Annotated in this window: 11 protein-coding genes; 6 read left to right on the top strand and 5 right to left on the bottom strand. The window is 74.6% G+C overall.

Going from position 1 to position 14,228, the window contains the following annotated elements; genetic code table 11:
• Nucleotides 1–52: 52 nt before the first annotated feature.
• From IFT45_RS01665 to IFT45_RS01640, 6 genes are all read left to right on the top strand, one after another.
• On the top strand, nt 53–1,786 hold the full coding sequence (locus tag IFT45_RS01665; RefSeq protein ID WP_192126352.1) for a long-chain fatty acid--CoA ligase: 1,734 nt from the start codon (nt 53–55) through the stop codon (nt 1,784–1,786).
• A gap of 98 nt (nt 1,787–1,884) precedes the next feature.
• Nucleotides 1,885–2,904, top strand: a complete 1,020-nt coding sequence (locus IFT45_RS17605) for a DMT family transporter (protein WP_371810833.1) — start codon at nt 1,885–1,887, stop codon at nt 2,902–2,904.
• Between the two features lie 13 nt (nt 2,905–2,917).
• Nucleotides 2,918–4,450 (top strand): MmgE/PrpD family protein, encoded by a 1,533-nt coding sequence (locus IFT45_RS01655; RefSeq protein ID WP_185234093.1) that lies wholly within the window; start codon nt 2,918–2,920, stop codon nt 4,448–4,450.
• Nucleotides 4,450–5,352, top strand: a complete 903-nt coding sequence (gene prpB, locus IFT45_RS01650; protein ID WP_192126349.1) for a methylisocitrate lyase — start codon at nt 4,450–4,452, stop codon at nt 5,350–5,352. The genes IFT45_RS01655 and prpB overlap by 1 nt, the downstream gene beginning before the upstream one ends.
• 138 nt (nt 5,353–5,490) lie before the next feature.
• On the top strand, nt 5,491–6,681 hold the full coding sequence (locus tag IFT45_RS01645; protein ID WP_192046170.1) for a bifunctional 2-methylcitrate synthase/citrate synthase: 1,191 nt from the start codon (nt 5,491–5,493) through the stop codon (nt 6,679–6,681).
• Between the two features lie 208 nt (nt 6,682–6,889).
• Nucleotides 6,890–8,905 carry a thioredoxin domain-containing protein gene (locus tag IFT45_RS01640; RefSeq protein ID WP_192126347.1) on the top strand — a complete coding sequence of 672 codons (2,016 nt, stop codon included), beginning with the start codon at nt 6,890–6,892 and terminating at the stop codon, nt 8,903–8,905.
• Nucleotides 8,906–9,011: 106 nt separating this feature from the next.
• Here the strand turns inward: IFT45_RS01640 and IFT45_RS01635 are convergent, their stop codons facing one another.
• From IFT45_RS01635 to IFT45_RS01615, 5 genes are all read right to left on the bottom strand, one after another.
• On the bottom strand, nt 9,012–9,887 hold the full coding sequence (locus IFT45_RS01635) for a sulfurtransferase (RefSeq protein WP_192126345.1): 876 nt from the start codon (nt 9,885–9,887) through the stop codon (nt 9,012–9,014).
• 275 nt (nt 9,888–10,162) lie between these two features.
• Nucleotides 10,163–10,726, bottom strand: coding sequence for a CoA-binding protein (locus IFT45_RS01630; RefSeq protein ID WP_056056755.1), 564 nt, complete (start codon nt 10,724–10,726; stop codon nt 10,163–10,165).
• Nucleotides 10,723–12,021, bottom strand: a complete 1,299-nt coding sequence (locus IFT45_RS01625; RefSeq protein ID WP_192126343.1) for an O-acetylhomoserine aminocarboxypropyltransferase/cysteine synthase family protein — start codon at nt 12,019–12,021, stop codon at nt 10,723–10,725. Before IFT45_RS01625 ends, IFT45_RS01630 begins: the two co-directional genes overlap by 4 nt.
• A gap of 101 nt (nt 12,022–12,122) precedes the next feature.
• On the bottom strand, nt 12,123–12,533 hold the full coding sequence (locus IFT45_RS01620) for a hypothetical protein (RefSeq protein ID WP_192126341.1): 411 nt from the start codon (nt 12,531–12,533) through the stop codon (nt 12,123–12,125).
• Nucleotides 12,524–14,227 carry a dolichyl-phosphate-mannose--protein mannosyltransferase gene (locus tag IFT45_RS01615; protein WP_192126339.1) on the bottom strand — a complete coding sequence of 568 codons (1,704 nt, stop codon included), beginning with the start codon at nt 14,225–14,227 and terminating at the stop codon, nt 12,524–12,526. The genes IFT45_RS01620 and IFT45_RS01615 overlap by 10 nt, the downstream gene beginning before the upstream one ends.
• Between the last annotated feature and the right edge of the window lies 1 nt (nt 14,228).

Genomic DNA, 14,228 nt, shown 5'->3' with positions numbered 1-14,228 from the left:
TGCAGACGTATGATCCGAGGAACTCGCACGTCAACGGAGACGGAGACCACCCATGACCAGCACCACGGAGACCCCGGCCAGCACCAGCACCGGCACCGCCACCAGCACCAGCACCAGCACCGGCACCAGCACCAGCACCAGCCCGAGCCCCGGCTCCGACACCGGGGCCCGCCCCGGCCCCGGCGCCCCGGGCGACCGGAGCACCGCACCCACCCGCGCCACCGCCTCCGTCGCCGCTGTCCTCGCCGAGTCGGCGCGGCGGTTCCCCGACGACGTCGCCGTCATCGTCGGCGACCAGCGGACCACCTACGCCGAGCTGTGGGCGCAGACCCTCGCCTACGCCGGCGCGCTCCGCGCCAAGGGCGTCACCGAGGGCTCCCGTGTCGCGATGCTCGTTCCCAACGTCGCCGACTTCCCCCGCGTCTACTACGCGACCCTCGCCCTCGGCGCCGTCGCGGTGCCCGTCCACGCGCTGCTCAAGCAGCACGAGATCGAGTACGTGCTCCGCGACAGCGGGGCGACGATGCTCGTCTGCGCCGCGCCGCTGCTCGCCGAGGGCGCCGCCGGCGCCGCGCTCGCCGGGGTCGACGTCGTGACCGTGCTGGCGCCTCCCTCGTCCGTCGACCCGCACGGCACCGGGCACGACCGCCTCGAGGCGCTCGCCGAGGCGAGCGAGCCGCTCGACACCTACGTGCCCCGCGACCCGTTCGACACCGCCACGATCCTGTACACGAGCGGCACGACGGGCCAGCCCAAGGGGGCCGAGGGCTCGCACTTCGCCCTGCTCGAGCAGGTGAACACCAACCTCATGACGACCTTCGACATGACCCGCGGCGACGTGCTGCTCGGGGCGCTCCCGCTCTTCCACACCTTCGGGCAGACCTGCACGATGAACACCGGATTCCGGGCCGGGGCCACGATCGTCATGCTGCCGAAGTTCGACGGCGACGGCGCGCTCGCGGCCATGGTCGAGCACGGCTGCGAGATCTTCATGGGCGTCCCGACGATGTACATGGCGCTGCTCGACGCCGCGACGCGCACCGAGGCACGACCGGCGCTCCGGTACGCGATCTCGGGCGGCGCCTCCCTGCCGCTCGCCGTCCTCGAGCGCTTCCAGGCCGTCTTCGACGCGCCGATCCACGAGGGCTACGGCCTCACCGAGACCTCCCCGGTCGCCACCTTCAACCACGTCGGCCGCCCGCCGCGGCCCGGCACGATCGGCACGCCCATCTGGGGCGTCGACGTCGAGATCGCCGACCCGGGCTCCGCCGACGCGATCGTCCTGCTGCCGCACGGCGAGATCGGCGAGCTCGTGATCCGCGGCCACAACCTCATGAACGGCTACCTGAACCGCCCCGACGACACGGCCGCGGCCATCGTCGACGGCTGGTTCCGCACCGGCGACCTCGGCACGAAGGACGACGACGGCTACCTCACGATCGTCGACCGCACGAAGGACATGATCATCCGCAACGGCTACAACGTGTACCCGCGGCAGGTCGAGGAGGTGCTCGCCACCCACCCCGACGTCGCCATGGCGGCCGTGTTCGGCGTGCCCCACGCGGTGCACGGGCAGGAGATCGAGGCGGCGGTGGTGCTCCGCCCCGGAGCCACGGCCACCCCCGAGCAGCTGATCGCCCACGTCTCCGACGAGATCGCCGCGTACAAGTTCCCGCGGGTCGTCCACGTGCTCGACGCCCTGCCGATCGGCCCCAGCGGCAAGGTGCTCAAGCGGGCCCTCGTCGACCGGTTCAGCGCGGGGGAGGAGCCGACCCCCGCCTCCTGACGGCCGCGCTCCCTCCGGCCGGGGCCGGTACTCCGCACGCCCCTGCGCCGCGGCGTCACGGGGCGCCCGCGCGGTGCCCGCGCCCTACGATGACGACGGTGATCGCCATCGTCCTCGCCGCCCTGCTCTGGGGCACGACCGGCACGGCCGCGAGCCTCGTCGGCGGGACGGTCAGCCCGCTGGCGACGGGGGCCGCCACCATGACGGTCGGTGGCCTCCTGCTGGCACTCACGGCCCCGCGCCTCGCCGCGGCGGTGCTCCGAGGAGGCGGGGGCAGCTGGCGCTGGATCGCCCCCGGAGCCGTCGGGGTCGCCGTCTACCCCCTCGCGTTCTACAGCTCGATGTCGCTCGCCGGCGTCGCCGTCGGCAACGTCGTCTCGCTCGGCACGGCGCCCCTGTTCGCCGCGCTGCTCGAGCGGCTGCTCGACCCGCCCGCCCGGCGCCGCCCCCTCGAGCGGCGCTGGCTCGCCTCCGCCGGGGCCGCCGTCGTGGGCGTGGCGCTCCTCGCGAGCGTCGGCCACGCCGAGCCGCCGACCGACGTCGCGGTCGTCGCCGGGGCGGGGCCCGACCCCCGCGAGGCCCTCGCCCCGGGCGCCGGCCTCGTGGGCGGCGTCGCCCTCGGCCTGCTCGCGGGCCTCGCCTACGCGGCCTACACCTACACCGCCGGCCGGCTCATCCAGCAGGGGCACCCGTCGCGGGGCGCCATGGCCGCCCAGTTCGGCGTCGGGGCCGTGCTGCTGGTGCCGGTGCTGCTCGCGACGGGCGGGTCGATCGTGCAGTCGGCGACATCGGTCGGCGTGCACGCGTACCTCGCCCTGGGCCCGATGTTCATCGCGTACCTGCTCTTCGGCCGCGGGCTCCGCACGGTGTCGAGCTCCCGCGCGACCACCGTCACGCTGCTCGAGCCCGTCGTCGCCACCCTGCTCGCGGTCGTCGTCGTGGGCGAGCGCCTGACGCCGCTCGGCTGGCTGGGCCTCGCGCTCGTGCTCGTCGGCGTCGTGGCGGTCGTCACGGGGCCGCGGGCGGGGCGGGGCGCGCCCGGAGCCCCGCCCGCGCCTCCCGCGACCCCGCCCGCCCCGCCCGCGACCCCTCGACAGGCCCCGGTGCCCGACGCCTAGAGTGAGCGTCGTGATGCTCAACGACGTGCACGTCCACCGGTCCGACGACCCGCTCGCGCGGCGCGACGAGCTGGCCCACCGCCTCGCCGCGGTCGCGGTCGACCCGGTCGCCGTCGACGACGACGTCGCCGAGATGGTCGTCAACCGCGTGATCGACAACGCGGCCGTCGCCGCCGCGAGCCTGCACCGCGCACCCGTCGTCGCCGCCCGGGCCCAGGCCGCGGCGCGGCTGCAGCACCGGTCGGCCCGCCACGACGGCGCGACCGTCGTCGGCCTCGACCCCGACCGGCGGGTCCAGCCCGAGTGGGCCGCCTGGGCGAACGGCGTGGCCGTGCGCGAGCTCGACTTCCACGACACCTTCCTCGCCGCCGAGTACTCGCACCCCGGCGACAACGTGCCGCCCGTGCTCGCCGTCGCCCAGCACGTCGGCGCCACGGGCGAGCAGCTGCTCCGCGGCCTGGTGGCCGGCTACGAGCTGCAGATCGACCTGACCCGAGCGATCAGCCTGCACGCCCACAAGATCGACCACGTCGCCCACCTCGGCCCGAGCGCGGCCGGCGGCATCGGAGCCCTGCTCGGCCTCGACGTCGAGACCACCGCCCAGGCCATCGCCCAGGCGCTGCACACGACGACCGCGACGCGGCAGTCGCGCAAGGGCCTCATCTCGACCTGGAAGGCCTACGCCCCGGCCTTCGCGGGCAAGCAGGCGGTCGAGGCGATCGACCGCGCGCTCCGCGGCCAGACGAGCCCCAGCCCGATCTGGGAGGGCGAGGACGGCGTGATCGCGCGCCTCCTCGACGGCCCCGACGCCCGGTACAGCGTGCCGCTGCCTGCCCCGGGCGAGTCGAAGCGGGCCATCCTCGACAGCTACACGAAGGAGCACAGCGCCGAGTACCAGGCGCAGGCCTGGATCGACCTCGCCCGCCGTCTCGGCCGTGAGCGGCCCGAGCTGCGCGACCCCGCGGCCGTGCGGCGCATCGTGCTGCACACGAGCCACCACACGCACGTCGTCATCGGCTCGGGCGCGGGCGACCCGCAGAAGTACGACCCGCGGGCCAGCCGCGAGACGCTCGACCACTCCATCCCCTACATCGTCGCCGTCGCCCTGCAGGACGGCGCGTGGCACCACGAGCGCAGCTACGCGCCCGAGCGCGCGCAGCGCCCCGACACCGTGGAGCTGTGGAGTCGCATCAGCACCGCCGAGGACGCCGGGTGGACGAGGCGGTACCACTCCGTCGACCCCGCCGAGAAGGCGTTCGGCGGGCGCATCGAGGTCGAGTTCGTCGACGGGTCGAGCCTCGTCGACGAGATCGCCGTGGCCGACGCGCACCCGCTCGGCGCGCGGCCGTTCGCGCGGGCCGACTACGTGCGGAAGTTCCGCACGCTCGCCGAGGGGGTGCTCGCCGACGAGGAGGTCGAGCGGTTCCTGGAGCTGGCCCCGCGACTCCGGAGCCTGCGCCCCGACGAGCTCGCCGGGCTCACCGTGACGCCGCCGGAGGGCAGCCTGCGCGAGGTCGACGCCGCGTCGCCCGAGGGGCTGTTCTGATGCTGTACTCGACGCTGGCGCCGGCCGAGAAGCGGCGGCTGTTCCGCGAGCGGCTGCGCGGCACCGACGACGTGCTGCGGCTGCCCGGGGCGTTCAACCCGCTGAGCGCGCGCCTGATCGAGCGCAAGGGCTTCGAGGGCGTCTACGTCTCGGGCGCGGTCGTCGCCGCCGACCTCGGCCTGCCCGACATCGGCCTCACCACCCTCACCGAGGTCGCCCAGCGGGCCGGCCAGATCGCGCGCATGACCGACCTGCCGACCCTCGTCGACGCCGACACGGGCTTCGGCGAGCCGATGAACGCGGCGCGCACCGTGCAGACCCTGGAGGACGCGGGAGTCGCGGGCCTGCACGTCGAGGACCAGGTGAACCCCAAACGGTGCGGCCACCTCGACGGCAAGCAGGTCGTCGACCTCGACACGGCCGTGAAGCGCGTGCGGGCGGCGGTCGAGGGGCGTCGCGACCCCGACTTCCTGGTCATGGCGCGCACCGACGTCCGGGCGCTCGAGGGGCTCGACGTCGCCGTCGACCGGGTGCGTGCCCTCGTCGACGCAGGGGCCGACGCGGTCTTCCCCGAGGCGCTCACCGGGCTCGCCGAGTTCGAGGCCGTGGCCTCCGCGGTCGACGTGCCCGTGCTCGCCAACATGACCGAGTTCGGCAAGGGGCGGCTGCACACCGTCGACGAGCTGCGCGACGCCGGGGTGCGGATCGTCATCTGGCCCGTGAGCCTGCTGCGCCTCGCGATGGGCGAGGCGTCCCGCGGCCTGGACGAGCTGGCCGAGAGGGGCACCCAGGTGCGCCTCCTCGACCGGATGCAGCACCGCGCCGACCTGTACGACCTGATCGACTACGAGGGCTACTCGGCCTTCGACGGCGACGTGTTCGACTTCACCGTCGAGCGCTGAGCGCCGCGGCTCCGCCCGCCCACCGCAGCGCCGTACGACAGCACGACAGCACGACAGCACGACCGCAGCACCGCAGCACCGCACCGCCCGCCCGCCGGCACCGTCGCCGGCACCGCCTCACCTCACGAAGGAGTGACCATGAGCGACACCCTCACCGCCCCCGCGGCGGCGTCCGCCCCCGAGCTGCACAAGGGCCTCGCCGGGGTGGTGGTCGACCGGACGGCCGTGTCGTCCGTCGACCCGACGAGCGGCTCGCTGCTCTACCGCGGCTACCCCGTGCAGGAGCTCGCCGCCCGCTGCGACGTCGAGGACGTCGCCCACCTGCTGCTGCACGGCGAGCTGCCGACCCCCGAGCAGCGCGTCGCCTTCGACGCCGAGCTCCGGGCCGCGCGGCCGCTCGCGCCCGGGCTGCAGCACGTCATCGACCTCATCCCCACCTCGGCGCACCCGATGGACGTCGTCCGCACCGCCCTCAGCGCCCTGGGCGCCGCCGAGCCCGAGCCGAGCACCGCCCCGGGCGTGCACGACCCGGCCGCCGCGCGGCGCCTCGCGACGAGGGTCTTCGCGGCGCTGCCCGGCGTCATCGCCTACGACCAGCGGCGCCGCCACGACCTGCCGCCGGTGCCCCCGCGCGACGACCTCGGCTGGTCGGCGGACCTCCTGCACCGCGTCTTCGGCCGCGAGCCCGACGAGGTCGACGTGCGGGCCCTCGACACCTCGATGGTGCTCTACGCCGAGCACTCGTTCAACGCGTCGACCTTCACCGCGCGCGTGGTGGCCTCGACGCTCTCCGACCTGCACTCCGCGCTCGTCGCGGCGGTCGGGGCGCTCAAGGGCCCCCTGCACGGCGGGGCGAACGAGGCCGCCCTCGAGCTGCTCGAACGGGTCGCCGACGACGGCGGGGCCGACGGCGCCCTCGCCTGGCTCGACGCCGCGCTCGCCCGCCGGGAGAAGATCATGGGCTTCGGGCACCGCGTCTACAAGGACGGCGACAGCCGCGTGCCGACCATGGAGGAGGCGCTGGCCGGCCTCGTCGACCGTGCCCGCGCCTCCGGCGACACCCGGGTCGACGAGCTCGCCGCGGTGTACGACGCGCTGGCCGCGGGCGTGCTCGACCGCAAGGGGCTGAAGCCGAACGTCGACTGGCCGTCGGGCTTCGCCTACCACCTCATGGGCTTCGAGACCCCGGTCTTCACGCCGCTGTTCGTCGCGGCCCGGGTGCTCGGCTGGAGCGCCCACGTGATCGAGCAACGGGAGGCGAACTCGCTGATCCGGCCGCTGTCGCACTACGACGGGCCCGCGCAGCGAGCCGTCCCGGCGCGAGCGTAGGCAGTCCGTCCCCCTCCCCGCCGCTGCTGCGGCTGCTTTCGCCGTCGCCGTCGCCGGTTCCGTCGATCCCGGCGGTTCCGCCGCCCCGACACCACCGACTGATCAAACAACCACGTCGTTGGGTGGTTCTTTGACCAGTCGGTGGTTCCGGCGAGCGAGAGGCGGCCGCGGCGGGACGCCCCGCCCGCACGCGCCTAGCGTGGGGCGCATGACGAACCGACTCGCCGACGCCGTCAGCCCGTACCTGCGCTCGCACGCCGACAACCCCGTCGACTGGTGGCCCTGGGGCCAGGAGGCCTTCGACGAGGCCGCCCGCCGCGACGTGCCCGTGCTCGTCTCGATCGGCTACGCGACCTGCCACTGGTGCCACGTGATGGCCCGCGAGAGCTTCAGCGACCCCGAGCTCGCCGCGCACCTCAACGAGAGCTTCGTCGCCGTCAAGGTCGACCGCGAGGAGCACCCCGACGTCGACTCGAGCTACCTCGCCGCCGCCTCGGCCTTCACCGAGCAGCTCGGCTGGCCCCTCACCGTCTTCGCGACCCCCGAGGGCCGCACGTTCTTCGCGGGCACCTACTTCCCGCCGCAGCCGGTGCAGGGGCACCCGGCCTTCCGGCAGGTGCTCGACGCCGTCACCGAGGCCTGGACGACCCGCCGCGGCGAGGTGGACGCGACCGCCCGCGGCGTGGCGGCGGCCCTCGCGGCGCAGCCCGCGCCTCCGGGGGAGCACGCGCCTCTGCCGTCGACCGAGGTGCTCCGGCACGCGGCCGCCCGGGTCGGCGCGGCGGAGGACTTCGAGCACGGCGGCTTCGGCGGCGCGCCGAAGTTCCCGGTCGCGCCGGCGCAGCTGGCCCTGCTCGGCCTGGGCGCCGGGGGAGACCGGGCCGCCCTGGCCCTCGTCTCGCGCACCCTGCGGGCGATGGCCGCGTCGCCGTTGCGCGATCCCGTCGAGGGCGGGTTCTTCCGCTACTCGACCCGGCGCGACTGGCACGATCCGCACTACGAGCGCATGCTCTACGACAACGCGCTGCTGTTGACGGCGTACTCGCGCCTGGCCCTGCTCGAGCCGGGCCTGGTCGAAGAGACGTCGTCGTCGGCGGAGCAGCCCGCGGGAGGCGCGGCCGCCGCCGCCCGCACCGCTCCCGACCCGCTGTCGGTCGCCACGGGCATCGCCGACGTGCTGCTCGGCCGGCTGCGCACCCCGCGCGGGGCGTTCGCCTCCGCCCAGGACTCGGAGAGCACGATCGACGGCCGCCGGGTGGAGGGCGGCTGGTACGCCCTCGATGCCGACGAGCGCCGCCGGCACGAGCCCCCGCCCGTCGACGAGAAGGTGCTGACCGGGTGGAACGGGCTCGCCATCGCCGCCCTGGCCGAGGCCGGCGCGCGGCACGACCGGCCCGAGTGGGTCGCGGCGGCCCGGGCGGCGGCCGACCTGCTGCTCGACGAGCACGTGACCTCCGACGGGCGGCTGCTCCGCGCCTCCACCGGGTCCGGCGTCTCGACGGCCGTCGCGACCCTCGAGGACCACGGCATGTTCGCCGAGGGGCTGCTGCAGCTGACGCTCGCGACGGGCCTGCCGCGCTACGCGGTCGCGGCCCGCGAGCTGCTCGAGCGCACCCTCGTCGACGACCCCGCAGCCGCGGTCCCGTTCGCCGCGCCCGAGGGGGCCGACCCGGTGCTGCGCGGCCACGGCACGGCGCTGGCGGCCGACCCCTCCGAGGGGGCCTACCCCTCCGGGCTCAGCGCCACGGCGACCGCCGCCCTCACCCTGCACCGGATGACGGGGGAGGCGCGGTGGCGGTCCGCCGCGGAGCGCGCCGTCGCCCCCGGCGCGGCCCACGCCCTCGACGCTCCCGTCGCGTTCGGCACCACGTTCGCCCTGCTCGCCGAGCTCGCCGCGCCGTCGACGCAGCTGGTCGTCGTCGAGCCCGCCGTCGTGGCGGGTGCGGACGCGGCGTCTGACGCGGCGGCTGTCGAGGACACGACGACGCTGGTGCCCGCGTTCGACCTCGGGGAGCGGGCGCGGCGCACCCTCGGACCCGGCGTGCTCGTCGGCGTCGTCGGGGAGGACGCCGCCGAGGCGCTCGCCGACGCCGGCTTCGAGCTGTTCGCCGGTCGTCGGGCGGTGCGCGGCCACGTGACCGCGTACCTCTGCCACGACTTCGTCTGCCGCCTGCCCGTCACGGGCATCGAGGAGCTCGACCGGGAGCTCGCCGAGCAGCTCTAGGCCGGCGGCGCCGAGTGGTCACGATCGGCTCGTCCCGCGCGCGGGAACGACAGTTCGTGACCACTCGGCGGTCCGACGCGCGGTGGCGGTCGGGTGAGGCCCCCGCTCAGGCGGCGAGCGTCGCGAGCGGGGCGTCGCCGTCGGCGGCCCACTCGGTGAGCGACCCGTCGTACAGCGCGACGTTCCGCTCGCCGACGAGGGTGAGCGCCAACGCGTCGGCACTGGCCGCGATGCCCTGGCCGCAGTAGACGACGACGCGGTCGGCGCCGAGGGCGGGAGCGAGCAGGGCTCGGAGCTGCGCGGGGCTGGCGAAGCGCCGGTCGTCGGCGACGAGCTCGTCGGCGGGCGCGTTCACGCTGCCCGGGATGTGGCCGAGCCGCGGGCGACGGCCCTCGTGGCCGGCGAACTCGGCGCGGGGAGAGCCGCAGACGAGAGCGGCCTGCTCGTCGCCGCGCACGACGGCCTCGACGTAGGCCTTGTCGACCCAGAGCTCGGGACGCTCGTCGGCGAGGAAGAGCGCGGGCTGCGGCTCGACGTGGCCGACGTCGATCGGGCGCTGCTCGCGCTGCCACGTCGTGAAGCCGCCGTCGAGCACGGCGACGTCGTCGTAGCCGAAGGCACGGAACAGCCACCAGAGCCGTGCGGCCCAGAGGCCGACCGACGAGTCGTAGACCACGACGGTGGTCTCGTTGGTGATGCCGAGCGCGCCCACCGCCGCCTCGAAGCGCTCGGCGTCGGGGCGGGTGAAGGGCAGGTCGGCCCGGTGGTCGCTGAGCTCGCTGACGAGGTCGCCGAAGACGGCGCCGGGCACGTGGCCGTCGATGAGGTACTGCTCGTGCCCGGTGACGAAGCGGCCGCTGGGCCGCCCGTCGGGGCCGGCGACGGAGACGACCGACGCGTCGACGACCACCATCTCGTCGGCCCCGATGTGGTCGGCGAGCCACTGGCTCGAGACGAGGGGGGAGGTCAGCACGGGAGGCATGCGGGCCACGGTACTGCCGACCCCTGTCATCGGCCAGGGCGCGCCTTCACGGCGCGTCACGATCGCGACCGGGCCGACCCGCGGCTCCCGCCGGCGGAACGACCGAGCCGACCCGCGACTCCCGCAGGTCGGCCCGGGCGAGCGACTACTTCCCGGTCGGGCCGGAGAAGCTCTCGATGTCCTGCAGCTCGAGCTCGGCGGTGGCCTGGATCAGCTCGAGCAGGTCGGCGTCGAGGCCGGGGGCGAACTCCTCGAGCCCCCGCGGGGCACCAGGGTCAGCGCGACCGACGCGACGAGATGACGCCCGTGTCGAAGCCCATCAGGTTCAGCCCGCCGTTGAAGCGGGCGTGCTCGACCTTGATGCAGCGGTCCATGACGACGGTGAGGCCCTTCTCCTCGCCGTACCGCGCGGCCTCCTCGTCGTAGATCCCCAGCTGCACCCAGATCGTGCGGGCGCCGCTCGCCACGACGTCGTCGACCACCGACGCGATGTCGCTCGCCTTGCGGAACACGTCGACGATGTCGGGCACCTCGGGCAGCGACGCCAGGTCGGGGTAGGCCTTCTCGCCGAGGATCGTGTCGGCGTTCGGGTTGACGAAGTACACGCGCAGGTCGCTGGACTGCTGCAGGTACGTGCCGACGAAGTAGGAGGAGCGGGTGGCGTTGGGCGACGCGCCCACGATCGCGACGGACTTCGCCTCGCGGAGGATCGCCTGGCGCTCCTTCGCGGTCGGCCCGACCCAGGTGCGCTGCGACTTCAGCAGCTTGGCGAGCGGCGAGCTCGACGGCAGCTCGCAGGTGAGCCCGTTGGTCAGCTGCGTCGTGACGGTGTCGGTCATGACCGGTCTCCCTTGCTGGCTGCGGTCAGCGCCTGGTCGAGGTCGTCGATGATGTCGGCGGGGTCCTCGATGCCGACGCTGATGCGCACCGAGCCGGGCAGCACGCCGGCGTCGACCAGCTGCTGCTCGCTGAGCTGCGCGTGGGTCGTCGACCCGGGGTGGATCACGAGCGTCTTGGCGTCGCCGATGTTGGCGAGGTGGCTGGCGAGCTCGACCGACTCGATGAAGGTCTTGCCGGCGGCGCGGCCGCCCGCGAGCTCGAACGTGAAGACCGAGCCGGGCCCCTCGGGCAGGTACTTCGCCGCCCGCTCGTGGTGCGGGTGCTCGGGCAGGCCGGCCCAGCGCACCCGCTCGATGCGGGGGTCGGCGTCGAGCCACTCGGCGACCTGACGGGCGTTGTCGACGTGGGCGCGCATCCGGTACGGCAGGGTCTCGACGCCCTGGGCGAGGAGGAACGCCGAGTGCGGGGCGAGCGCCGGCCCGATGTCGCGCAGCTGCTCGGCACGGAGGCGCGTGAGGAAGGCGTACTCGCCGAAGTTGCCCGACCAGTTCAGCCCGCCGTAGCTCGCCACCGGCTGGTCGAAGAGCGGGAACCTCTCGGTGTCCCACGCGAAGCGGCCCGACTCGACGACGACGCCGCCGAGGGTGGTGCCGTGCCCGCCGAGGAACTTCGTGGCCGAGTGGATCACCACGTCGGCGCCCCACTCGATCGGGCGGTTCAGGTAGGGGGTCGCGATGGTCGAGTCGACGATGAGGGGGATGCCCGCGGCGTGCGCGACCTCGGCGAGGCCCTCGAGGTCGGCGATCTCGCCGGAGGGGTTGGCGACGGTCTCGACGAAGAGCAGCTTCGTCGTCGGCGTGATCGCGGCGGCGTAGTCGGCCGGCTCGCTCGACTGCACGAACGTCGTCTCGACGCCGAACCGGCGCAGCGTGACGTCGAGCTGCGTGATCGACCCGCCGTACAGGTTGGCGCTCGCCACGATGTGGTCGCCGGCGCCCGCGAGGCTCGCGAAGGTGATGAACTGCGCGCTCAGCCCGCTCGAGGTGGCCACGGCCCCGAGGCCGCCCTCCAGGCTGGCGATGCGCTCCTCGAAGGAGGCGGTGGTCGGGTTCGCCAGGCGGCTGTAGATGTTGCCGTACTTCTGCAGGGCGAAGCGAGCCGCGGCGTCGTCGGTGTCGTCGAAGACGAAGGCGCTCGACTGGTAGATGGGGAGGGCGCGCGCGCCCGTCGCCGCGTCGGGGATGTTGCCCGCGTGGATAGCCCGCGTGCGGAAGCCGTACTCACGATCTGCCATGGGGCCACGCTAGCCGCTGCCCCTGACGGCCCCGGCTGGGAGGTCACAGAACTTCACAGTCGACCCGCGCCTCCGGCGGGTGGGGAGGGACGGGCGACGGGTCAGAACGGGTTCGTGAGCGCGTCGACGACGGCCTCGATGGCCTCGCCCAGGACCTGCTTGACCCGGTGGGCGGCCTTGACGTGCCAGGGCGCCGAGCTCTCGAGGCTCCGCGTCGACGCGCGGCGGAGGACTCGGCGCGGGACCCTGCGGCGACACGGCTCGACGTCCGCGGCGGCGTCGGCCTCGACATCGGCGTCGGGGTCGGCCGCGTCACCGTCGCCCTGCGCGGCGCACTCGAGGCAGCGCGTGACCACCGGCTCGTGCGCCCCCGGGTGTGCCGTCCACGTGTGGCCGCAGGCCTCGCAGCGGGCGGCGGCCAGGCGACGGCGGGCGGCCCGGCCGGAGGGGCTCGGCCCGGCCGGTGGCTTCGACCAGGTCTCGGGGGCGGGGGAGGCGCCGCCTACTTCCACGACGGGATCCAGTAGTGCAGGCGGATCCACTCCCAGTCCATCTGCTGGGCCGTCCACATCGGGTACCACCAGACCGACACGGCGACGGCCAGCACGAGGAAGCCCGCCGTGATCGAGAGGCCGCGGCGGCGACGGTCGAGGTCGTCGGTGCGGCGCCCCAACAGCAGTCCGATCACCGCGGCGAGGCCGAGCAGGAGGTAGGGCTCGAAGGCGATCGTGTAGAACTGGAACACCGTGCGGCCGGAGAACGCCAGCCACGGCAGGTAGCCCGCCGCGATGCCGACGAGGATCGCCCCGTGCCGCCACTCGCGGTGCCGCACCACCCGCCAGAGCAGGTAGAGGCAGGCCGCGACCGCGGCGTACCAGATCAGCGGGTTCGCGATCGAGGTGATCGCCTCGCCGCAGCGGGCGACGTCGCAGCCGGCCTGCCCGAGGTCGGTGCCCTGGTAGTACATGCTCGTCGGCCGGAGCATCAGCAGCCAGGTGAACGGGTTCGCCTGGTAGTCGTGCGGCGTCTGCAGTCCGACGTTGAAGGCGTAGACACCGGCCTCGTAGTGCCAGAAGTTCTGCACGACGTCAGGCACCCAGGCCAGTCCGCCCGTCCAGCGCTCGCCGGTTTCCTGCACCCAGTCGCGGTAGTACCCGCCGCCGGTGACGAACCAGCCCGTCCAGCTCACCAGGTACGCCACGACGGCGATCGGCACCGTGAGGAGGAAGCTCACCGGCGCCTGCTTGAAGAGGGTGCCCGACAGCCAGAACTCGACGCCGGCCCGGCGTCGGGCCAGCACGTCGACGACGACGGTGTAGACGGCGAACACGGCCAGGAAGTAGAGGCCGTTCCACTTGACGGCCGTCGCGAGGCCGCACATCAGCCCCGCGGTGACGAGCCAGGGGCGCGACCACAGGGCAGGGCCCCAGGCGGTGTCCCGACCGGCACCGCGCCTCCTCGCCAGCCAGGCCTCGAGACGGCCGGCGCTCTGTCGCCGGTCGAGCAGGACGGCGCCGAAGGCCAGCAGCCCGAACAGCATGACGAAGTTGTCGAGCAGCGAGACCCGCGACATCACGATCGCGTGGCCGTCGATCGCCATCAGGAAGCCGGCGATCGTGCCGACGAGCGTCGAGCGCAGCAGCACCGTGCCGATGACGGCGACGAGGGCCACCGCGAGCACGCCCGCGATCGCCGTGCTGAGCCGCCAGCCCGCCGGGACGCCGGGGCCGAGGGCGGCCATGCCGAGCGAGATGAGCCACTTGCCGAGCGGGGGGTGCGCGACGAAGGAGGGGCTGGTCAGGAACCCGTCGGCCCCGCCCGCCGCGAACGAGGCGTCGTAGTCGGTCGGCCACGAGCCCTCGTAGCCGAGCTCGTGGAGGGTCCACGCGTCCTTGACGTAGTAGGTCTCGTCGAAGACGAGCGTGCCGGGCACCCCGAGGTGCCAGAGCCGCAGCAGGGCCGCGAGCACGGTGACGCCGATCGGGCCGCCCCAGCGCCAGGCGGTGCGACGGCCGGGGGTCGAGAGCAGCCGGCCCCACCAGGCGTCGACGCGGGTGAGGCGCGGGGCGTGCGCCGGCGGCGGGGCGGTCTCGCCGGCCTCGCCCAGGCCCGGGGCGGAGCCCTGCGCGAGGCCGTCAGGGCCCCGGGGAGGCGCGCCCTCGGCCTCGAGGAGCGCGTCGAACTCGCGCTCGCCCGGGGTCGTCATC

This window comes from Frigoribacterium sp. CFBP 13707, from assembly GCF_014842245.1.
Taxonomy (GTDB): Bacteria; Actinomycetota; Actinomycetes; order Actinomycetales; family Microbacteriaceae; genus Frigoribacterium; species Frigoribacterium endophyticum.
This window is presented reverse-complemented; position numbering and strand designations above follow the sequence as displayed.

Coding starts and splice junctions, on each gene's coding strand:
- IFT45_RS01635 (WP_192126345.1), bottom strand. CDS start 9,887: ATGCCTCCCGTGCTGACCTCCCCCCTCGTCTCGAGCCAGTGGCTCGCC.
- prpB (WP_192126349.1), top strand. CDS start 4,450: ATGCTGTACTCGACGCTGGCGCCGGCCGAGAAGCGGCGGCTGTTCCGC.
- IFT45_RS01665 (WP_192126352.1), top strand. CDS start 53: ATGACCAGCACCACGGAGACCCCGGCCAGCACCAGCACCGGCACCGCC.
- IFT45_RS01655 (WP_185234093.1), top strand. CDS start 2,918: ATGCTCAACGACGTGCACGTCCACCGGTCCGACGACCCGCTCGCGCGG.
- IFT45_RS01625 (WP_192126343.1), bottom strand. CDS start 12,021: ATGGCAGATCGTGAGTACGGCTTCCGCACGCGGGCTATCCACGCGGGC.
- IFT45_RS01645 (WP_192046170.1), top strand. CDS start 5,491: ATGAGCGACACCCTCACCGCCCCCGCGGCGGCGTCCGCCCCCGAGCTG.
- IFT45_RS01640 (WP_192126347.1), top strand. CDS start 6,890: ATGACGAACCGACTCGCCGACGCCGTCAGCCCGTACCTGCGCTCGCAC.
- IFT45_RS01630 (WP_056056755.1), bottom strand. CDS start 10,726: ATGACCGACACCGTCACGACGCAGCTGACCAACGGGCTCACCTGCGAG.
- IFT45_RS01615 (WP_192126339.1), bottom strand. CDS start 14,227: ATGACGACCCCGGGCGAGCGCGAGTTCGACGCGCTCCTCGAGGCCGAG.